This is a genomic window from Pseudomonas sp. R11-23-07, from assembly GCF_003852295.1.
GTDB lineage: Bacteria > Pseudomonadota > Gammaproteobacteria > Pseudomonadales > Pseudomonadaceae > Aquipseudomonas.
In genome coordinates this window covers 87,699-109,379 of the sequence record NZ_CP027761.1, presented here as the reverse complement: position 1 = coordinate 109,379, position 21,681 = coordinate 87,699, and the positions used below count along the sequence as shown (strand labels likewise).

Genomic DNA, 21,681 nt, shown 5'->3' with positions numbered 1-21,681 from the left:
TTGTATTGGAGTCACCCCATGCGTAGCCCGTTGATCATCGCCGCCCTCGGCCTGCTGTTTTTGGCCGATGTCGCCCAGGCGCAAACCCTGAAGGCCACCAGTAACATTATCGTCCGTGCTTCGGCGCGCACTATTGATTTCACCTCGGACACCACCACCTCCATCCGCGACTCCAAAATCGTGCGTGAAGCCCACGATGATGCCGCCAGCTTCGTCGCCACCAACGGCGAGATCCGTGGCGCGCAACTTGAGGCGGCGTTCGACACCTTGCGCACCCGCGTGCCAGAAGCCCGTGATGCCAGCGACCAGACGCTCGCCGAAGCTATCCTCGCTCTGTGAGGCGAATCAACGCCTGGCTCCTGGCCGGGGCCGTGCTGCTGTGTGCCGGTACAGCCCAGGCCGGCCTGCAACTGCGGCTCAAGACCGATGGCTTGAGCCCGGCGCAACAGCAGGCCAGCCAGGCGTTGCTCGATGAAGCGATGGGCGCCTTGCCGCCGCGTTTCATCGAGCAGTTGGACCGCCGTATCGACGTCGGCTGGACCGACAAGATGCCTGAAAACGCTTATGGCCAGGCCTCCCTGGTGTCCGAACTGGACCTCAACCAGAACCTGCTTGCCAGCCTGACCGACGGCAGCGCCGCCACGCAGAAAACCAACCGCCCCCACGGCACCGTGCGCAAGGAAATGCTCGCCACCGTGCTGCATGAACTGACCCATATCTACGACCGTGCGCGCGTCTGGTCCAAAGACGAGCGAGCCCTGATCCAGCGATGCAGCCGCCAGAACAGCATCACCGGTTTGATTGGCCTGCCCGATCAATGCCGTGGCCAGAATGACCGGCGCTTCACGCTCAGTGACGACCCACGCTTGCTGGACCTCGCCGGCTGGCCGCAATACGTCGGCCGTCGCGGCGAACGCGAACAGCACAATAATCAAGTGGTGCGCAGCCCGGATATCTACGAAACCACCAGCCCGCTGGAATTCGTCGCGGTCAATATGGAGTATTTCCTCCTCGACCCCAGCTACGCGTGCCGCCGTCCCGCGCTGGCGCGCTATTACAAGGAACATTTCGGCTGGGCACCGCCCGGGCAGGACGCCTGCGGCAATACCTACGCGTTTTTGAACGCCGGCAATGACTTCGCCAAGACCCCGCTGGGCCAGATCGACCCGGAGCGCGTGTACGAAATCGACTACCTGCTCGCCGAAGCCAACCAGAATCTGGTAAGCCGCTGGGGCCACAGCATGCTGCGTCTGGTGATCTGCGCGCCGGGCCGTCCGCGCGGACCGGATTGCCGGCTGGACCTGGATCAGCATCTGGTGTTGTCCTACCGCGCCTTCGTCGGTGACGTCCAGCTGTCGAGCTGGGACGGCCTGGTGGGCAAATACCCGTCGCGCCTGTTTGTGCTGCCGCTGGCCCAGGTCATCGACGAATACACCAAGACCGAACTGCGCGGTTTGGCATCGGTGCCGCTGAAGCTCAACCGCCAGGAAATCAACGACACGGTCGAACATGCCGCCGAGATGCACTGGAGCTACGACGGCAACTACTTCTTTATTTCCAACAACTGCGCGGTAGAAAGCCTGAAGCTGTTGCGCAGTGGCAGCGCCAACCCCCAATTGACCGGCCTGGACAACATCACCCCCAACGGCTTGCTGGAAGTGCTCAGCGCCCGTGGGTTGGCCGATACCAGCGTGCTGAACGACAAGCGCGAGGCGTTGCGCCTGGGTTACCACTTCGACTCGTTCCGCGAGCGCTACCAGGCGATGTTCGATGTACTGCGCAAGCGTCTGCCGATCAAGCAGACCCAAGTCGAAGAGTGGCTGTCGCTGAATGCGCAAGAGCGCCGCCAATGGTTCAGCCAGGCCGACTTGCGCACCAGCGCCGCGTTGCTGTTGCTGGAACAAGCCAGCTATCGCAAACAACTGATGCTCGCCCAGGACGAAGTCAAACAACGCTACCTCAATGCCCGGGAGCTGAAAAACGGCGGCATGGAGAAAGCCAATAACACGCTGCAGCAAATTCTCGCCAACAGCGGCTTCCTCAGCCGTCCGGCCGAACTGCTCGACAGTGGCGGCTACGGCCTGCCGCAACCTTCAGAAGCCAAGCGGCTGGAATCGGAAAGTGCCGAGCGCCAGAAGCAACTGCAATCGCTGACCGGCGAACTGGATAAAGAGGTAAGGGCGCTGCTCGAGCCTGCCCGTGCTGCCGAGATTGCCGCTTGCGAAGCCAATCTCAAGCAGATGGGCGAACATCTGCGGGCGTTGCACAAGGCGGCCGGTGGTCTCGAACTGCCCTGAAGATTCAGCAGTACGCAAAACCCAATTGTGGGAGGGGGCTTGCTCCCGATGGCATTGGGTCAGCTGATACATGTGCTGGCTGACCCACCGCTATCGGGAGCAAGCCCCCTCCCACATTTGTATCTGAATAAGCCTCACGACCGAGTGTCAGCTGTTTTCTCAGCGAAAGCTGGCTGAAAGCTTACCCGTCTAGGATCACCCCCACTGTCGGCAACAGACCGACTGTTAACAACAACAATGGTGATTCCCGATGTCCGCCCGTACCCGCCTGTTTGCCCCAACTCCCCCCGTACGCCACGTGCCTTTCGTTCTGCGCTGACCCCACCCGGTTCGCCATTCCCTAGCCGCGCTACGCCTGGAGTATTCCTATGCTGACTTTCCTTGGCTTTGCCATGGTCATCACGTTCATGTTCCTGATCATGACCAAGCGCCTGTCTGCGCTGATCGCCTTGATCATCGTGCCTATCCTGTTCGCGCTGTTCGGCGGTTTCGCGCCGAAGATCGGCCCGATGATGCTCGAAGGCATCACCAAGCTCGCGCCGACCGGCGTGATGCTGATGTTCGCCATCCTCTACTTTGCCCTGATGATCGACTCCGGCCTGTTCGACCCGGCCGTGCGCAAGATCCTCAAGATGGTCAAGGGCGACCCACTGAAAGTCTCGGTCGGCACCGCCGTGCTGGCCCTGGTGGTGTCCCTCGACGGTGACGGCGCCACCACTTACATGATTTGCGTCGCCGCCATGTTGCCGCTGTACCAGCGCATCGGCATGAGCCCGCGGATCATGGCCGGCCTGATCATTCTTGCCGGTGGCGTGATGAACATGACCCCCTGGGGTGGCCCGACGGCCCGCGCCGCCAGTGCGCTGCATGTGGACCCATCGGACATCTTCGTGCCGATGATCCCGGCCATGGCCGCCGGCGTGGTGGCGATCCTGGTGATTGCCTATATGTACGGCAAGCGCGAGCGCGCCCGCCTGGGTGAACTGCACCTGCAGGGCGACGAGATCGACCACAGCGACATCAGCGTGTCGCAATTCCCCGACGCCCGCCGTCCGAAGCTGATCTGGTTCAACGGCGCGCTCACCCTTGCCCTGATGTGCACGCTCATCGCCGGCCTGTTGCCGCTGCCGGTGCTGTTCATGGTGGCGTTCAGTATCGCGATGATCGTCAACTACCCGTGCCTGCAACAACAGAAAGACCGCGTCGCGGCCCACGCCGGCAGCGTATTGGCGGTGGTCGGGTTGATCTTCGCCGCCGGTATCTTCACCGGCATCCTGTCGGGCACTGGCATGGTCGATGCCATGTCCAAGAGCCTGCTGGCGGTCATCCCTGAAGCCATGGGCCCGTACCTGGCGGTGATCACGGCGCTGGTGAGCATGCCGTTTACCTTCTTCATGTCCAACGATGCGTTCTACTATGGCGTGCTGCCGGTACTGGCCGAAGCCGCCAGCCACTACGGCATCACTGCCGTGGAAATGGCCCGCGCGTCGATCGTCGGGCAACCGGTGCATCTGCTGAGCCCACTGGTACCCTCGACCTACCTGCTGGTCGCCCTGGCGGGTATCGAGTTTGGCGATCACCAGCGCTTCACCCTCAAGTGGGCAGTACTGGTATGCCTGTGCATAATGGTCGCCGCGTTGCTGATGGGGATTTTTCCGCTGTTCAGCACTCTATAATCGTACCGACTCACCTACCGCGCGGCGCTACAGCTTGCGCGGTCTAACATTTGCTCAAAGGAATACACATGGAATGGCTGACCAATCCGGAAATCTGGATTGCCTTCTTCACCCTGACGGCCCTCGAGATCGTCCTGGGCATCGATAACATCATCATGATTTCGATCCTGGTCAGCCGCATGCCCAAGCACATGCAGGCACGCACCCGGATCTTCGGCCTCGCGCTGGCGATGGTCACGCGTATCCTGTTGCTGCTGTCGATCACCTGGGTCATGCAACTGACCGCCGACCTGTTCGTAGTGTTCGGCGAGGGCATTTCCGGTCGCGACCTGATCCTGTTCTTCGGTGGCCTGTTCCTGTTGTGGAAAAGCTCCCAGGAGATGTACCACGCCCTGGAAGGTGAAGATGAAACCAACGACGAGCCTAAAGGCGCCGGCGGCAAGTTCATCTACACCATCATCCAGATTGCGATCATCGACATTGTGTTCTCCCTGGATTCGGTCATCACCGCCGTCGGCATGGTTTCCCATGTGCCGGTGATGGTTGCCGCCATCGTGGTTGCCGTACTGGTGATGATGCTGGCCGCTGGCACCATCAGCGAATTCATCGACAAGCACCCGTCGCTGAAGATGCTGGCGCTGTCGTTCCTGCTGGTAGTGGGTACCGTGCTGATCGCTGAATCCTTCGACGTGCACGTGCCAAAAGGCTACGTCTACTTCGCCATGGCGTTCTCGCTGGCAGTGGAAGCGGTGAACATCAAGATGCGCACCGCCATCGCGAAAAAGAAGAAACAGCAGGACCCGGTGAAACTGCGCAAGGACGTTCCGGGTCAATAAACCTGTAGGAGCGAGCTTGCTCGCGAAGAACGTCAACGATTACGCGTACTGCCTGATTTAACGCGTTGTCCTTGGGTTCTTCGCGAGCAAGCTCGCTCCTACATATGACAGTTTTGTTTCAATCCCGAGTTTAGCTATGCGATGCTGGCGCAGAGCCCATTCGCCAACTACAGCTTAAGTACAAGACGTAGAACGGCACGCGGCAACTTTCCTTCGCTCCTGTTGGAGCGCACCCACACGGGGGGCCGAGCATGCTGACCTTGCTCAATCTGCTTTCCGCCGTGACCCTGCTTATCTGGGGCACGCACATCGTCCGTACCGGCATCCTGCGGGTCTACGGCTCGAACTTGCGCCAAGTCATCGGGCAGAATATGTCCAAGCGCTGGCTGGCGTTTGTCGCCGGCATCCTGGTAACGGCCATGGTGCAGAGCAGCAATGCCACGGCGATGCTGGTGACGTCCTTTGTCGGCCAAGGCTTGATGAGCCTGACGCCCGCCTTGGCCACCATGCTCGGCGCCGACGTAGGCACCGCGTTGATGGCGCGGGTACTCACCCTGGACCTGTCCTGGTTATCGCCGCTGTTGATCTTCCTCGGGGTGATTTTTTTCCTGTCACGTAAACAGACGCGGGCCGGGCAACTCGGCCGGGTCGGGATCGGCCTCGGGCTGATCATTCTCGCCTTGCAATTGATCGTCGAAGCCGCCGGGCCGATTACCCATGCCCAAGGTGTCAAAGTCATCTTCGCGTCGCTGACCGGCGACATCCTGCTCGATGCCCTGGTGGGCGCGCTGTTCGCGATGATTTCCTACTCCAGCCTCGCCGCCGTGCTGCTGACGGCAACCCTGGCCGGGGCCGGCGTGATCGGTTTGCACGTCGCCATCGGCCTGGTGATCGGCGCCAACATCGGCAGCGGCATCCTGGCCTTTCTCAGCACCAGCATGCAGAACACCGCCGGGCGGCAAGTCGCCCTGGGCAGCCTGTTGTACAAGTTGATCGGCCTGCTGTTGATCATTCCGGTACTCGACCCACTCGTACGCTGGATGGACGGCCTGGACTACAGCACTCAGGCCATGGTTATCACGTTCCACCTGCTCTACAACGTCAGCCGCTGCCTGATTCTGTTGCCTACCATTGGCCCGATGGCACGGCTGTGCGAATGGCTGCTGCCGGAGCGTCCCGAAACCGATGGCAAAGCCAAGCCGCGCCACCTGGACCTGGCCTCACTGAATACGCCGAGCCTGGCGCTGGCCAACGCCGCCCGCGAAACCCTGCGGCTCGGCGACCTGATCGACAACATGCTCACCTCGATGCAGGAAGTGCTGCGCGGCAAACAAACCGCCATTACCCAGGAAATGCGCAGCCTCAGCGATGACGTCGAGGCGCTTTACAGCGCGATCAAACTTTACCTGGCGCAAATGCCCCGTGAAGACCTGAGTGAACAGGACAATCGACGATGGGCGGAAATCATTGAGCTGTCCATCAACCTGAAGCTGGCGGGCGACTTGATTGAGCGCATGCTGCGCAAAGTCCAGCAGCAGAAGACTTCGCAACGTCGGCAATTTTCCGAGGTCGGCCTGGAAGAGCTCAGCGGCCTGCACAGCCAGTTGATCGCCAACCTGCGCCTGGGCCTGTCGGTCTTCCTCAGCGGCGATCCGGAAAGTGCCCGCCAATTACTGCGTGAGAAGCGCCGCTTTCGCGCCCAGGAACGTCGCCTGGCCCACGCCCACGTCAGCCGCCTGCAACGTAAAATCGTGCAGAGCCTGGAAACCAGTTCCTTGCACCTGGAGCTGATTGCCGACATGAAGCGTTTGAACTCGTTGTTCTGCAGCAGCGCCTATGTTGTGTTGGAAACGTCCGACACCGGCGCACTCTCTGCTGAAGATATTGCCGACATCACCCATTCGCCCTGAACGTACGCCAGCCAGCGAAGTCAGTTAACAATGGACCTCGTTCGCCAGGAAGCTTGTTATGCGTCGCCTGTTACTCGCCTGCCTGCTGCTGGGCTCGGCACACACCTTTGCCTTTGACCGCCTGCAAGTCGAGGGCTACACCTTGCCCAACGGCCTGCAACTGTTGCTCAAACCGGGCACCGAGCGCGGGCATGTGGCCATCCGCCTGGTGGTTGGCGTGGGCCTGGACGATTTCAGCTGCGACCAGAAAGAACTGCCGCATCTGTTCGAACACCTGTTGTTCAGCGGCATCGATGGCGGTGGCGAAGGCGACCTCGAAGATCGCATGCAAGCACTGGGCGGCGAATGGAACGCCTACACCAGCAACGCCGACACCACGTTCGTCATCGAGGCGCCTGCGCAGAACCAGCGCAAGGTGCTGGACCTGCTGCTGGCAATCATCACCCGCACTCAACTGACCGACGCCCATATCAACGCTGCCAAGCAGGTAGTCGAGCGCGAGGACGGCGGCCATTACTCACACTTGCAACGCCTGCTCGACCGCCAGGACCTCGGCCACAACGCCAGCAACCAGTTAGCCGTCGAGCTGGGCCTCAAGTGCGCCGAACGCGCCGAGGTCAGCCACCTCACGCGCGATCAGTTGGAGGCGCTGCGCAAAAATTGGTACGCGCCGAATAATATGACCCTGATCGTCGTCGGCGATCTGGACAAACTGCTGCCGGCCTACCTGGAACGCACCTATGGCCAACTCGACCCGGTAGAGCCGAGCGAACACCGGCCATTGCCGCAAATCCAGCATGCCGCTGCCAGCCAGCGTGACCTGATCCACGGCTGGGTCGGCGACAACGCCAAGCTGCACTGGCTGTTCCCGGAACCGGTGCTGGACGACCAGCATGATGAAACCTACGACCTGCTCAAGGACTACCTCGACTGGGCGTTGTACCGCCAACTGCGGCTCAGGCACGGCTTGTCCTACGGCCCGTGGACCGAACGCGAAGTGCTCGGCGGCGTCGGTTTCCTCAGCCTGAACGCCGACCTCGAACGGGACAACCTCGAGCAAGCCGAACAGGTCTTGCAAGACCTCAAGACGCAGTTGCTCAAGGACGGCCTCGACCCGGCGGTGTTCGCTCGCTTGCAGCAAGCCGCCATCGCCCGCCAGGCCTGGGCAGTGCAGGGCAACAGCGCGTTGGCCGACTATTATTGGAGCGCGGCCGGCGAATATGCCGATGGCCGCTTCGGCGACCCGGCCAAACGCATCAAGGCCGTGACCCTGGCGCAGACCAATCAGGCCATGCGCCAGGTGTTGGAGCAGGCGGGCTACTGGCGGGTCGAAAAGCCGCTGTTGAGCTATAACGCCCTGAGCTGGATCGGCGCGGGTGTGTTGGGACTGATCATCCTGGCTGGGGCGGCGCTACGGTTTTCTCGCAAACGGACCCTGTAATGAAGCACCGAACAACGGACTAAGACGTTATTCTGTCTCGGATTTTTCCCACACACATTGTGAATCGTCCATGCCGAACTTACCGCCCCTTATCCAGCGCGTTATAGAACTGATCAAACGCTACCCTGGGGTGATCGCACTCGGCGGTTTCATATCGGGTGTGGGCAGCTTCATCCTGGTGGACCGCCAGCAAGGCATGGCCAGCTGGATTGCCGTGATCATGCTGGTGAGCTGGCTGTGGCTGATGCTGGAAAACAGCTTCACGAGACTGTTCACCAGGCTGTTCAACCGCGAAATACCCGAACCGCTGCTGCGCTACGCCACCCAGATGATCCACCAGGAAAGTCTGTTTTTCGTGCTGCCGTTCTTTTTCGTCACTACGGCCTGGAACAGTGGCCAGTCGGTGTTCACCGGCCTGCTCGGTGCGGCGGCGCTGGTGTCGATCATCGACCCGCTGTACTACAAGTGGCTGGCGCCCAAGCGCTCCCTGTTCCTCGCCTTGCATACGCTGACGTTATTCGCCGCACTGCTGACCGCATTGCCGATCATTCTGCACCTGACCACCGCCGAGAGTTACAAGCTGGCCCTGGGCGTCGCCATGGCCCTGTCGATTCCGAGCCTGGCCGTCAGCCTGCCACTGCGCAGCATCAAGGGCTGGGCGATGCTGCTGGGGGTCACGGCCGCGATCGGCTGCGCCGGCTGGCTGCTGCGAAGCTGGGTGCCACCTGCCACCCTGTGGATGACCGAAGTGGCCATCAGCACCCAGCTCCAAGACCGCACACCGGGCGACGACCTCAAGCACGTCAGCGCCGCCCAACTGCGCAGCGGCGGACTGTACGCCTACACCGCCATCAACGCCCCGCGCGGCCTGGATGAGCGGATCTACCATGTGTGGAAATTCAACGGCAAGGAAGTCGACCGCATTGCCCTGGATATCCATGGCGGCCGCAAGGAGGGCTACCGCGCCTGGACCCACAAGCAGAACTTCCCGCCGGACTCGGTAGGCCGCTGGCAGGTGCGGGTGCTGACCGAAGACGGCCAAGTCATTGGCGTGCTGCGCTTCAACGTCACCGACTCAGCACAAACGGACAACCCAGAGTAGGCCCGATCATGCTATTACGTAGCAATTGTGGATAGCCAAACAAGCTCGGAGCTTATGACCACTCGCACGACAGCCGGCGCAGCCCAACTCGATACGTCCAGCACACCGCCGCTGCTGCGGATTACCGGTGACTGGACGCTTGCTCACTACGCAAACCTGAAGAAGTTGTCGGCCACCCTCGACGGCCGATACGACGCCGGCGCACGCATCGACCTTAACGGCCTCGGCGCCCTGGATACCGCCGGTGCTTCGCTGCTGGTGGAGCTGCTGGGCCCCGACCGCATCGAACACTCCGCCGAGCAGACTGATTGCAGCCTGTCCGCCGCCGACCGGGCGCTGCTCAAGACAGTCTACCGCTCGCTGAATGATTTTTGCGTACCGCTCAAAGAGCCGGAAGAAAGCACCGGCATCCAAGTGCTGGCGCGCATCGGCCGCGCCGTGGACACCGTCTGGCAAGACGGGATGAAACTGCTGGGCTTCATCGGCCTGATCCTCGAAACCTTCGTGCGCGGCATCTTGCGGCCCAAGCGCTGGCGCTTGACGCCGATGGTGGCGCATATCGAACAGACCGGCCTCGACGCCGCGCCGATCGTCGCGCTGCTGACCTTCTTGGTCGGCGCCGTCGTGGCCTTCCTCGGCGCCACCGTGCTCAAGAGCTTTGGCGCGACGGTATTCACCGTGGACCTGGTAGCGTTCTCTTTCCTACGCGAATTCGGCGTATTGCTCACCGCCATCCTGATCGCCGGCCGCACGGCCAGTGCCTTTACTGCACAGATCGGCTCGATGAAGGCCAACGAAGAAATCGACGCGATCCGCACCCTGGGCCTGGACCCCATGGAGCTGCTGGTGCTGCCACGGGTGTTGGCGCTGCTGGTGGCGCTGCCGATGCTGACCTTTCTGGCGATGCTTTCAGGGATCGTCGGCGGCGGTGTGGTGTGTGCGGTGGCCCTGGATATTTCGCCGGCGATGTTTCTGTCGCTGCTGCAATCGGACATCGGCGTGCAGCATTTCCTGGTGGGCATGGTGAAAGCGCCGATTTTCGCGTTCCTGATCGCCGCAATTGGTTGCCTGGAAGGGTTCAAGGTCAGCGGCAGTGCCGAGTCCGTCGGCGCGCATACCACCTCCAGCGTGGTGCAATCGATTTTCGTGGTGATCGTGCTGGACGCGGTCGCTGCCATGTTTTTCATGGAGATGGGCTGGTGAGTCGTCTGCATCGAGCGCCCACTGAGGCGGTGATTGAGGTACGCGGCCTGTGCAACCGCTTTGGCAGCCAGAGCGTGCACGAAAACCTCGACCTGGATTTGTACAAGGGTGAAATCCTGGCGGTGGTCGGCGGCTCTGGCAGCGGCAAGTCGGTGTTGCTGCGCAGCATCGTCGGCCTGCGCCGGCCCAGCGAGGGGCAAGTTCGGGTGTTCGGCAAGAACCTGCCGAGCTTGCCCGAGAATGAACGCTCATTGGTGGAACGGCGCTTCGGCGTGCTGTTCCAGAAGGGCGCGTTGTTTTCTTCGCTGACCGTCACCGAGAACGTCGCCCTGCCGTTGATCGAGCACGCCGGGCTCAGCCGCGCCGATGCCGAGCATTTGGCGGCAGTCAAGCTGGCCCTGGCCGGGCTGCCGCTGTCGGCGGCCGACAAATACCCGGCGTCGCTGTCCGGCGGCATGATAAAGCGCGCCGCCCTGGCGCGCGCGCTGGCCCTGGACCCGGACATCCTGTTTCTCGACGAACCCACCGCCGGCCTCGACCCGATTGGCGCGGCGCAATTCGACCAACTGATCCTGACCCTGCGCGATGCGCTGGGCTTGAGTGTGTTCCTGGTGACCCACGACCTCGACACGCTGTACACCATCACCGACCGCGTGGCGGTGCTGGCGCAGAAGAAAGTGCTGGTGGCCGATGCCATCGATGTCGTCTCGGAAACCGACGACGCCTGGATTCACGAATATTTCCACGGCCCCCGAGGCCGCGCGGCATTGGATGCCGCTCAATCGCTCAACGAGGTATGACATGGAAACCCGAGCCCATCACGTGATGATCGGATTGTTCAGCGTAATTGTGGTGGTCGGCGCGATGCTGTTCGGCCTGTGGCTGGCCAAATCCAGCGTCGACAGTGCCTTCCGCGATTACGAGGTGGTGTTCAACGAAGCGGTCAGCGGCCTGTCCCAGGGCAGTTCGGTGCAGTACAGCGGGATCAAGGTGGGCGATGTCACCAGCCTGCGCCTGGACCCCAAGGACCCGCGCCGCGTGCTGGCGCGCATCCGCCTGGCCGGGCAAACGCCGATCAAGGAAGACACCCAGGCCAAGCTGGCTCTGACCGGCATCACCGGCACCTCGATCATCCAGCTCAGCGGCGGCACCCCGCAAAGCCCGGAACTCAAGGGCAAGGATGGCAACCTGCCAGAAATCATCGCGTCGCCATCGCCCATCGCACGCCTGCTCAATAACAGTAACGACCTGATGACCAGCATCAACCTGCTGCTGCATAACGCCAACCAGCTGTTCTCCCGGGAAAACGTCGAACGCTTGAGCACGACCCTGGACAACCTGCAGCAAACCACTGGCGCCATCGCCGACCAGCGCGGCGACATCAAAGTGGTGATGCAGCAATTGCTGCAAGTGAGCAAACAGGCCGGCGGTGCGCTGGAACAGACCACCGTATTGATGCGCAACGCCAACGGCTTGCTCAATGATCAAGGCAAGCAAGCCTTCGGCAGCGCGGAGCAGGCGATGAAGTCTCTTGAGCAAAGCACCGCCACCCTCAACACGTTGCTGGCCAACAACAAGGACTCGGTGAACAGCGGCCTGCAGGGCCTCAATGAGCTGGCACCGGCCGTGCGCGAACTGCGCGAAACCCTCGGTTCGTTGCGCGCCATCTCGCGCCGCCTCGAAGCCAACCCCAGCGGTTACCTGCTGGGCAGTGACAAGAACAAGGAGTTCACGCCATGAAGCGTGCTTACCGAATGATCGCCCCGGCAGCCTTCGCGCTGATAAGCGCGTGCTCGATCCTGCCCAAGCCGGACCCGTCCGACGTGTACCGCCTGGCTTCGGCCCAGCCCGTCAGCCAAGGCGCGCCAGTAAGCTGGTCACTGCGCGTGACCAAGCCGCAGACCAGCGAATTTCTCGACAGCCCGCGCATTGCGGTGGTGCCCAATGGCGATTTGATCAGCAGCTATGCGAACGCGCGCTGGAGCGATCCGGCGCCGGTGCTGTTGCGTAATCGCCTGCTGGACGGCTTCCAGCGTGACGGCCGGGTGACGCTGTTGAGTACCGATGAGACTAACCTGCAAGCCGACTATGAGCTCGGCGGCCAGTTGCAGGCGTTTCAGAGTGAATATCACGGCAAGGCCGTGGATGTGGTGATTCGCCTGGATGCGCGGCTGGTGCGCGGCAGTGATCAGCGGATCATTGCCAGTCGCCGGTTTGAAGTGCGCCAGCCAGTGAGCGATACCCAGGTGCCAGCGGTGGTGGCTGGGTTTGGGCGGGCGGGGGATAGTTTGAACAGACAGGTGGTGGATTGGGTGGTTGCACAAGGCAATGCTGTTTCTAAACACTGACGGCCTCATCGGGGGCAAGCCCCCTCCCACATTTAGATCTGTGAATACATTCAAACTGTGGGAGGGGCGGTGCGACGATTCGACTTGCCCCCGATAGCTATCTAAGCCTCAACCAAAGAACCAGTAGCACACCGCAATGGCCGCCACCACCCCGGCAAACTCCGCCAGCAACGCACACCCCACCGCATGCCGCGCCCGTTGGATACCCACCGAACCAAAGTACACCGCCAACACATAAAAAGTGGTCTCGGTACTGCCCTGGATCGTCGCGGCCACCAACGCCGGGAAGCTGTCTACACCCTGGGTCTGCATGGTCTCGATCAGCATCGCCCGCGCCGCGCTGCCGGAGAACGGCTTTACCATCGCGGTCGGCAGCGCGTCGACAAAGCGGGTGTCCATGCCGGTCCAGGCCACCAGGTGGCGAATCCCTTCCAGGCCGAAGTCCAGCGCGCCGGACGCACGTAACACACCCACCGCACAGAGCATCGCCACCAGATAGGGCAACAGGTTCTTGGCAACGTCGAAGCCTTCCTTGGCGCCTTCGACAAAGGCCTCATACACCTTGACCTTGCGTAACGCGCCGATCACCAGGAACAGCATGATCAAGCCAAACAGCGTGAGGTTGCCAAGGATCGACGACAAGCCGGCCAGTGCGGTTGCGGACAAGGTCGCCAGCAGCGCCATGAAGCCACCCAGGACCAACGCGCCGGGAATCAGATAGGCCAGCACGACCGGGTCCCACAAGCGCAGGCGCTGCATCACCGCTACCGACAGCAGGCCGACCAGGGTCGACGCGCTGGTGGCCAGCAGGATCGGCAGGAACACCAGCGTCGGGTCGGCAGCGCCTTGCTGGGCGCGGTACATGAAGATGGTCACCGGCAACAGGGTCAGCGAGGACGCATTAAGCACCAGAAACAGGATCTGTGCGTTGCTTGCCGTGTTGGGGATAGGGTTGAGTTCCTGCAGCGCCTTCATGGCTTTCAGGCCGATAGGCGTGGCGGCGTTGTCCAGGCCCAGGCCGTTGGCGGCGAAGTTGAGGGTGATCAGGCCGATGGCTGGGTGGCCGGCGGGCACTTCCGGCATCAGGCGGCGAAACAGCGGGCCCAGGGCCTTGGCCAGCCAATCGACGATCCCGGCTTTTTCGGCGATACGCAGAAAGCCCAGCCACAGCGTCAGGGTGCCGAACAGCAGCACCATGACCTCTACCGACAATTTGGCCATGGCGAAAATACTTTCCACCATCGCCGCGAAAATCCCGGCGTTACCGCCCACCAGCCATTGCGCAAGTGCTGACACCATTGCCACGACAAAGAAGCCAAGCCACAGGCCATTGAGCATCAGTTAAATCCCCCGAAAGTTGGGGCGAATGATAGCGGGGCTGGCAGAAACGACAAACCCCGGAATTATCCGGGGTTTGTGTCAGCGCAATCGCGCGATCAGCCGCGCGTGATCTCGCCGGCCGGCAGCGCTTCTTTGCTGCGCCAGTGCGGCAGCGAATTCCAGTAGCGCTCGCCCTTGGCATCGTCGTACATACCTTCCCAGCGCGAGATAACCAGCACGGCCAAAGCGTTGCCGATCACGTTCAGCGCGGTACGCGCCATGTCCATCACACGGTCGACGCCTGCGATAAACGCCAGGCCTTCCAATGGGATGCCCACACTGCCCAGGGTCGCCAGCAACACAACGAAGGACACACCCGGCACACCGGCAATACCTTTGGAGGTGACCATCAGGGTCAGGACCAGCATCAGTTGCTGGCCGATCGACAGGTCGATGCCGTACAGCTGCGCGATGAAGATTGCAGCGATGCTCTGGTACAGGGTCGAACCGTCGAGGTTGAACGAGTAACCCGTCGGTACCACGAAGCTGCAGATCGCCTTCGGCGCGCCGTAGGCTTCCATCTTCTCGATCACGCGCGGCAGCACGGTTTCGGAGCTGGCGGTGGAGTAGGCCAGCACCAGCTCGTCCTTGAAGATGCGCATCAGCTTAAGGATCGAGAAACCAAACAGGCGCGCGATCATGCCCAGCACCGCAAACGCGAAGAACAGAATCGCGACGTACACCAGGATCACCAGCTTGGCCAACGGCAGCAGCGAGGCGAAGCCGAAGTTGGCGACCGTTACCGCGATCAGGGCAAATACACCGATAGGGGCGTACTTCATGATCATGTGAGTGACTTTGAACATGCTCTCGGACACGCCCTGGAACATGGTCACCAACGGCTCGCGCAGCTCCGGCTTGAGGCTCGACAAGCCCAGGCCGAACAGCACGGAGAAGAAAATGATCGGCAGCATCTCGCCGCGCGCAACGGCAGCGAAGATGTTCGACGGGATCAGGTTGAGAATGGTCTCGATGAACGCATGCTCATGCTGCACCTCGGCGGCGGTTGCCTGGTACTTGGAGATGTCGACGGTACCCAGGGTACTCATGTCGATGCCCGCGCCCGGATGGAACACGTTGGCCAGCAACAGGCCGACCACAATGGCGATGGTGGTGACGACTTCAAAGTAGAGGATGGTTTTGACACCGATGCGACCGAGCTTTTTCGCGTCACCAACGCCGGCAATGCCCACGATCAGCGAGGAAATCACGATTGGGATGACGATCATCTTGATCAGGCGGATAAAGATATCGCCCGCCGGCTGCAGCACGTTGCTGATCCACCAGGCCTTTTCAGCACTGAAATGGTTGAGCACTGCGCCGATCGCGATCCCCAGTACCAAACCGATGAGGATCTGCCAGGCGAGGCTTAGCTTTGCCTTCTTCATGTCATTACCCTTACTTCAAGTGAACTTAAGGCAAATGCGCCAGCTGGACCGCTCGAAAGCGAAAAAGTGTGTGCATCTGCCTCCATGGAAGGTCACCGCAGCGTGGCCGAAATGGCTTACTGGCAGGCGAAAAAAGCCGCAACTATTCCCATGCAAGGGAGCGACGTCTAATGCCGTAAACGCCTACCCTATGCCGAATCGGCATGGACATTATTGAAAATAATTGTCTGAACGGTCAGTTCGAATCCGCCATCCAAGCGGGTGAACCTGCCGTGAAGCTGCCAATTCCGGTATGCACAGAGATACCGAATGGCTAGAGGCGTTTGCTGAAAATGCTTGGAAAATCCGCAGCCTGGCGTAAGAAACAACCTATAGCGTCAGGATAGTTTTCTCGATAGATGGTCGCGCCGACACACAAGGTAATGGTTGGCGGGAGGAAAAACGATGAATGTGAGCTATGGGCGGCATGAAGCGCGAGCGATGAAGAGCATAAGCTCGCCGCAAGTTCAGCAAGCTTGAGGACTTGTGAACTTGCGTCGCAGCTTTTCGCCTGACCCGGCCCTTGCGCAGGCACTCCCTGTACCCGTAGGTCGCGCCGATCCTGATCGATCAGAGCAACCCGGCCCCCTGGTCATGCATCGCCCTTGACGCGCGATGCAAACAGAAAGAAGCGAACGGACTTCTTTCTATGGACGCCAGCTCCGTGAGACGGAACCTAGTACCAATTCGGATCTTTCTTCAGCTGCTCCATCAGCAGCTTCTTCATGCCTTCGTCCGGCTTACCGAGAAAACGGTAATCGGCGTGGCGTGTTGGGGACTTGTCCGCCGGCAGGCCGGCCGGGACTTCCACCAACATCGCGTAGGCATCTTCCTTATCGAGGCTGAAGGCGACAATCAGGCGCTTATTCAGGCAGGTATCTGCCGTTTCACACAGCGGCCCTACCAGATACTTGTCGCCATCCTCTTCGACAGCGTTCATCTGCTCAGCGGTACCCGACAGGTTCATCACCCATTCCGGCAGGCGCTCTTCTTTCTTCACTACGCCTTGCCAGGTTTCACGGTACTGCGCATCCGTGCTGAGCAATTCGTTGGCCCGGGATTGGCCGTCGTTGGCAGCCACCACCAGGCCACTGCCGCCCAACAGTACGGCAGCGGCAATGGCTTTAAGGGACAAAGTGGTCATATTCAGCCTCGGCCGCGACGACCAAAGAAGAACGAAGCGATGAACATCACCAGGAACACCACGAACAGAATCTTGGCGATACCCGTGGCGGTGCCCGCGATACCACCGAAGCCCAGGACTGCAGCCACAATGGCGATGATCAGAAATGTGATTGCCCAACTCAACATGGTGATTCTCCTTAAGCTTTCATAGGGGTAACAGCAGTGATGCCATGCGGCCGCTCACATGAGCGACGTTTTGTTGCTTAGAACACCCAGCGTTCCTGGACCGGCAGTTCGCTCAGGGTGGAATCCTGGTCTGCCACTCTCAGTTGCGGGGCGGTTACATCGACAGCCGTGCTGGCGACGGAACGGAAGTGGGTCTGGGTCATGACGGGACGCTCGAACTGCGCAGTCGGCTGCTGACTCTGCTGCCAATGCTGCATCTGCTGGCCCGCGATCAGCGTGACCATCAACGCCAGGCTGGCGAACAGGCCTTGCTGCAGATGCAGTGGCGATACACGCAATTGGCTGAGGCTTTGGCGAGTCATACGGCTTTCTCCCGCATTCTGATTATTCGTTCATGATGCTCTATGCATTACCTATTGCAGAGCGCATGCCAGGTTTACTACAAAATAAAACCCTTTAAAATCAATAAGATATGAATTATTTAAACGCACGCCCCACAGCATCCTGCACGATGCCCCCTGTAGGGCCGTGCGAAATGCACGATGGCCAGTGGTCGGGTCGAAGGAGCGAAAGTAGCTGCAGGATTGCCGAAGCGGCGAGAAGATATGAAAACGCCACTAGCGCGGGGCTTTGGCGGGGCGTGTAGGAAGGTATGCAGATAGCTGCGCGACGTTGCCTTTTATCGATCAGAATAAACCATGCAACTTGCCCGATTATTCCGGGACTAAACACCAACATTCATAGTTAAGGAGCGCGGGACAGATGGAATCAGCCAAGGAACTTCAAGGCCGCATTCTTTTAGTGGATGACGAGTCCGCGATCCTCCGTACCTTTCGTTATTGCCTGGAAGATGAAGGCTACACCGTTGCCACCGCCAACAGCGCGGCCCAAGCCGATGCCTTGATGCAACGCCAAGTGTTCGATCTGTGCTTCCTGGATTTGCGCCTGGGCGAAGACAATGGCCTGGATGTATTGGCCCAGATGCGTGTCCAGGCGCCATGGATGCGTGTCGTGATCGTGACGGCCCACTCCGCCGTGGACACTGCGGTAGACGCCATTCAAGCCGGCGCCGCCGATTACCTGGTCAAACCCTGCAGCCCGGACCAGTTGCGCCTGGCCACCGCCAAACAATTGGAAGTGCGCCAGCTCTCGGCACGCCTGGAAGCCCTGGAAGGCGCGGTACGCCAATCCAAGGACGGTCTCGACTCCCACAGCCCGGCCATGATGGCGGTACTGGAAACCGCACGCCAAGTGGCAGGGACCGACGCCAATATTTTGATTCTCGGCGAGTCGGGCACCGGTAAAGGCGAGTTGGCGCGGGCCATTCACGGCTGGAGCAAACGCTCGAAGAAATCCTGCGTAACCATCAACTGCCCCTCGTTGACCGCAGAACTGATGGAAAGCGAATTGTTCGGCCACAGCCGCGGCGCCTTTACCGGTGCCAGCGAAAGCACGTTGGGCCGCGTTAACCAGGCGGACGGCGGCACCTTGTTTCTTGACGAGATCGGCGATTTTCCGCTCACCTTGCAGCCAAAACTGCTGCGTTTCATTCAGGACAAGGAATACGAGCGTGTCGGCGACCCGGTTACCCGTCGCGCTGACGTGCGCATCCTCGCCGCCACCAACCTCAACCTGGAAGACATGGTGCGCGACGGCCGCTTCCGTGAAGACCTGCTGTATCGCCTCAACGTCATCACCCTGCACCTGCCGCCGCTACGCGAACGCAGTGAAGACATCCTCGCCTTGGCCGACCGGTTCCTGGCGCGCTTCGTCAAGGAGTATGCCCGCCCGGCTCGTGGCTTCAGCGACCAGGCACGCGAAGCGCTGCTCAACTACCGTTGGCCCGGTAACATCCGGGAACTGCGCAACGTGGTGGAACGCGCCAGCATCATCTGCCCTCAGGAAAAGGTCGAGATCAGCCACCTTGGCATGGCCGAGCAACCGACCAACAACGCACCGCGCATTGGTGCGGCACTGAGCCTGGACGAGCTGGAGAAAGCCCATATCGGCGCCGTCCTGGCCACCAGCGATACGCTGGACCAGGCCGCGCGCACCCTTGGCATCGATGCGTCGACGCTGTATCGCAAACGTAAACAGTACAACCTATGAGCTGTACCTCATGAAGCTCGCGATGAAACTGCGTACTCGACTATTCCTGAGCATCTCAGCGCTGATCACCGTGGCCCTGCTGGGGCTGGTCCTGGGCCTGGTCAGCGTGATGCAGATGGCCAAGACCCAGGAATCGTTGATTCGCAGCAACTTCGTCACCCTGGAGCTGGGTCTCAAGTTGCGCCAGAGCCTGGGCGATCAACTGATGATGATGCTCGAAAAGCGCCCTGATCCGGCTGCCCTGCAAGCTTCCAAGCAGCAATACTTCGACCTGCTGGACCAGGGCATCGCCCATGAACAGCGTGACGGACTGACCCACGGTTTCAGTCAGGCACGCGACGACTACCAGCACCTGCTGCAGGCATTTGACGAATTCCAGCAGAACCCACCTGTACCGGGCAGCAAGGAAAAGCTCACTGAAACCTTCAATACCCTGCGCAATGGGCTAATCGTTCACCACAAACAGGCGCTGGAAAATATCAGCACGAGCGAGCACAGATCCCGCGAACGGGCGCTGTTGATTGCCAGCTTACTGGGGCTGGTAGGCCTTGCGGTGCTGATCATCGGTTTTGTGACCGCGCATGGCATTGCCCGGCGATTCGGCGGGCCAATTGAAGCGCTGGCCAAGGCTGCCGACAAAATCGGGCAAGGCGATTTCGAAGTGACATTGCCGATATCGTCGGCGGCGGAAATGAACCAGCTGACCCGTCGCTTCGGCATCATGGCCGAGGCATTGCGCCAACATCAGGCCACCAATGTCGATGAGCTGCTCGCCGGCCAGCAGCGCTTGCAAGCAGTACTCGACAGCATTGACGACGGCTTGCTGATGATTGATCGCGAGGGCCATCTCGAGCATCTCAACCCTGTGGCGCAACGCCAACTGGGTTGGGACGAAGAACGCCTCGGCCAGGGCCTGGGCGAAGCGCTGGGTCGTCCGGAAATGGATGAACAGCTGCACTTGGTGCTGCGCGGCGGCAACCTGGAGCGGGCGCCGGAGGATCTGGAAGTTGAAGTCGAAGGCGAGCTGCGCCTGCTGACGTACAGCCTGACCCCGGTCAGCCATACACAGGGGCACATTCTGGGCGCTGTGATGGTGCTGCATGACGTCACCGAGCAGCGGGCTTTTGAACGAGTACGCAGCGAGTTCGTGTTGCGCGCCTCCCACGAGCTGCGGACACCGGTGACCGGCATGCACATGGCCTTCGGACTGTTTCGCGAGCGGGCCAAGTTCCCGGCGGAATCACGCGAAGCGGACCTGCTGGATACGGTCAATGAAGAAATGCAGCGGTTGATGCAGTTGATCAACGATTTGCTCAACTTCTCGCGCTATCAGAACGGCCTGCAGAAACTCACGCTCGGGCCATGCGATGTGACTGACCTGCTCGAGCATGCCCGCGCTCGATTCGCCGAGCCGGCGGGCGCCCAAGGTATTGAACTGATGGTGGAGGTGCAATCTGACCTGCCTCGCCTGTATGCCGACCAGGCACAATTGGAGCGCGTGCTCGACAACCTACTGGGTAACGCCATGCGACACACGGCCGAGAGAGGGCAGATTCGCTTGCAGGCTCGGCGTCATGGTGAGCGGGTAATTATCAGCGTCGAGGACAACGGCGAAGGCATTGCGTACGGCCAGCAAGGACGCATCTTCGAACCTTTCGTGCAGGTGGGGCGCAAAAAAGGCGGCGCCGGCCTGGGGCTGGCGCTGTGCAAGGAGATCGTGCAATTGCACGGCGGCCGCATGGGTGTGTACTCACGGCCGGGGCAGGGCACACAGTTCTATATGGCCTTGCCTCTGTAGGCGCGCGCTTTTGTGGCGAGGGTGCTTGCTGCCTTGCCACAAAACTTGCCAGCCATTTCAGCGCTGGTTCAAGGCATGCAGGATCGCCGCACTTTCCGCATCCGGCGTTCCGTCAAACAGCGATGGACGGAAATGCATCTGGAACGCGGCGATTACATGACGCGTGGCCACATCCAACTCGCCGGTTTGCGGGGTCTGGTAACCCAGACGGGCCAGTTCTTGCTGGAACCAACTGATGCTTGGCAGTTGCGTGGCGTACTGCGCCTGGAATCGAGCCACCGTCTGGGCATCCGGCCAAATCCCCAGGCCTTCATTGGCCAGACGCCTCCAAGGGAACAACGGGCCAGGGTCCAGCTTGCGCAGCGGGGCGATGTCGCTGTGCCCAATGATGTTCTTGGGGGCGATCCCGTTACGCTTGCTGATGTCCTTGAGCAACACCACCAGTGATTTCACCTGAGCTTCGGAGTACGGGTACCACACCCGACCGGTCGGGGTGTCGCTATAGCCTGGGTTGACGATCTCGATGCCGATGGAGCTGGAATTGAGCCAGGTGCGCCCCATCCATTCGCTTTCCCCTGCGTGCCAGGCGCGCTGGCTTTCATCAACCAGCTTGTAGACGGTGCCTGAAGCGTCATCGCCGATCAGGTAATGGCTGCTGACCTGACCATGGGTCAACAAAGCCAGGGAGCGCTCAAGGTTAGCCGAGGTGTAATGCACCACAACGAACTGCACACGGTTGTCGTGATTAACCGAAGGATAGCTGGTGTTCAGGCGCGGGCCGCTGGAGCAGCCAGCGAGCAGAAGAATTACAGAGGCGATAAGAAGAGATTTCATGGGAGAAGG

The 21,681-nt window shown here is 60.7% G+C and carries 19 protein-coding genes; 13 read left to right on the top strand and 6 right to left on the bottom strand.

Annotated features, from left to right (window positions below):
* The first annotated feature begins 18 nt into the window (after window positions 1-18).
* From C4J84_RS00520 to C4J84_RS00470, 11 genes are all read left to right on the top strand, one after another.
* On the top strand, window positions 19-339 hold the full coding sequence (locus C4J84_RS00520) for a DUF2388 domain-containing protein (protein ID WP_124365308.1): 321 nt from the start codon (window positions 19-21) through the stop codon (window positions 337-339).
* Window positions 336-2,297: a DUF4105 domain-containing protein gene (locus C4J84_RS00515; RefSeq protein ID WP_124434779.1), complete on the top strand. Its 1,962-nt coding sequence runs from the start codon at window positions 336-338 to the stop codon at window positions 2,295-2,297. Before C4J84_RS00520 ends, C4J84_RS00515 begins: the two co-directional genes overlap by 4 nt.
* Window positions 2,298-2,665: 368 nt before the next feature.
* Complete coding sequence (locus C4J84_RS00510) at window positions 2,666-3,973, top strand: CitMHS family transporter (RefSeq protein ID WP_124369103.1); 1,308 nt, start codon at window positions 2,666-2,668, stop codon at window positions 3,971-3,973.
* Between the two features lie 68 nt (window positions 3,974-4,041).
* Window positions 4,042-4,809, top strand: a complete 768-nt coding sequence (locus C4J84_RS00505) for a TerC family protein (protein WP_124369102.1) — start codon at window positions 4,042-4,044, stop codon at window positions 4,807-4,809.
* 251 nt (window positions 4,810-5,060) lie between these two features.
* On the top strand, window positions 5,061-6,719 hold the full coding sequence (locus tag C4J84_RS00500; RefSeq protein ID WP_124369101.1) for a Na/Pi cotransporter family protein: 1,659 nt from the start codon (window positions 5,061-5,063) through the stop codon (window positions 6,717-6,719).
* A 58-nt stretch (window positions 6,720-6,777) separates the two neighbouring features.
* On the top strand, window positions 6,778-8,160 hold the full coding sequence (locus tag C4J84_RS00495) for a pitrilysin family protein (protein ID WP_124369100.1): 1,383 nt from the start codon (window positions 6,778-6,780) through the stop codon (window positions 8,158-8,160).
* Window positions 8,161-8,230: 70 nt separating this feature from the next.
* Window positions 8,231-9,262: a DUF5924 family protein gene (locus C4J84_RS00490; protein WP_124434778.1), complete on the top strand. Its 1,032-nt coding sequence runs from the start codon at window positions 8,231-8,233 to the stop codon at window positions 9,260-9,262.
* A gap of 54 nt (window positions 9,263-9,316) precedes the next feature.
* Window positions 9,317-10,465: an ABC transporter permease gene (locus C4J84_RS00485; protein WP_124369098.1), complete on the top strand. Its 1,149-nt coding sequence runs from the start codon at window positions 9,317-9,319 to the stop codon at window positions 10,463-10,465.
* A complete protein-coding gene (locus C4J84_RS00480; RefSeq protein WP_124369097.1) occupies window positions 10,462-11,265 on the top strand; it encodes an ABC transporter ATP-binding protein in 804 nt (267 codons plus the stop codon). The genes C4J84_RS00485 and C4J84_RS00480 overlap by 4 nt, the downstream gene beginning before the upstream one ends.
* Before the next feature lies 1 nt (window position 11,266).
* Window positions 11,267-12,205 carry an MlaD family protein gene (locus C4J84_RS00475; protein WP_124369096.1) on the top strand — a complete coding sequence of 313 codons (939 nt, stop codon included), beginning with the start codon at window positions 11,267-11,269 and terminating at the stop codon, window positions 12,203-12,205.
* Window positions 12,202-12,813 carry an ABC-type transport auxiliary lipoprotein family protein gene (locus C4J84_RS00470; RefSeq protein ID WP_124434777.1) on the top strand — a complete coding sequence of 204 codons (612 nt, stop codon included), beginning with the start codon at window positions 12,202-12,204 and terminating at the stop codon, window positions 12,811-12,813. The genes C4J84_RS00475 and C4J84_RS00470 overlap by 4 nt, the downstream gene beginning before the upstream one ends.
* Before the next feature lie 108 nt (window positions 12,814-12,921).
* On the opposite strand, the gene C4J84_RS00465 is transcribed toward C4J84_RS00470, so the two are convergent.
* From C4J84_RS00465 to C4J84_RS00445, 5 genes are all read right to left on the bottom strand, one after another.
* On the bottom strand, window positions 12,922-14,151 hold the full coding sequence (locus C4J84_RS00465; protein WP_048721443.1) for a nucleoside recognition domain-containing protein: 1,230 nt from the start codon (window positions 14,149-14,151) through the stop codon (window positions 12,922-12,924).
* Between the two features lie 98 nt (window positions 14,152-14,249).
* Window positions 14,250-15,581: a glutamate/aspartate:proton symporter GltP gene (gene gltP, locus C4J84_RS00460; RefSeq protein WP_124434776.1), complete on the bottom strand. Its 1,332-nt coding sequence runs from the start codon at window positions 15,579-15,581 to the stop codon at window positions 14,250-14,252.
* 715 nt (window positions 15,582-16,296) lie between these two features.
* Complete coding sequence (locus C4J84_RS00455; RefSeq protein WP_124428300.1) at window positions 16,297-16,764, bottom strand: inhibitor of vertebrate lysozyme family protein; 468 nt, start codon at window positions 16,762-16,764, stop codon at window positions 16,297-16,299.
* Between the two features lie 2 nt (window positions 16,765-16,766).
* Entirely contained in the window at window positions 16,767-16,931 is a 165-nt protein-coding gene (locus C4J84_RS00450) for a DUF1328 domain-containing protein (protein ID WP_003170804.1), read from the bottom strand.
* Between the two features lie 77 nt (window positions 16,932-17,008).
* Complete coding sequence (locus C4J84_RS00445; protein ID WP_124360653.1) at window positions 17,009-17,293, bottom strand: hypothetical protein; 285 nt, start codon at window positions 17,291-17,293, stop codon at window positions 17,009-17,011.
* Window positions 17,294-17,693: 400 nt separating this feature from the next.
* Between C4J84_RS00445 and algB the strand changes: the two genes are divergently transcribed.
* Together algB and C4J84_RS00435 are read left to right on the top strand one after the other, a co-directional pair.
* Window positions 17,694-19,040, top strand: a complete 1,347-nt coding sequence (gene algB / locus C4J84_RS00440; protein ID WP_124434775.1) for a sigma-54-dependent response regulator transcription factor AlgB — start codon at window positions 17,694-17,696, stop codon at window positions 19,038-19,040.
* A gap of 10 nt (window positions 19,041-19,050) precedes the next feature.
* Entirely contained in the window at window positions 19,051-20,838 is a 1,788-nt protein-coding gene (locus tag C4J84_RS00435; RefSeq protein ID WP_124434774.1) for a KinB sensor domain-containing domain, read from the top strand.
* A gap of 57 nt (window positions 20,839-20,895) precedes the next feature.
* Here the strand turns inward: C4J84_RS00435 and C4J84_RS00430 are convergent, their stop codons facing one another.
* A complete protein-coding gene (locus C4J84_RS00430) occupies window positions 20,896-21,672 on the bottom strand; it encodes an N-acetylmuramoyl-L-alanine amidase (protein WP_124434773.1) in 777 nt (258 codons plus the stop codon).
* Window positions 21,673-21,681 lie beyond the last annotated feature (9 nt).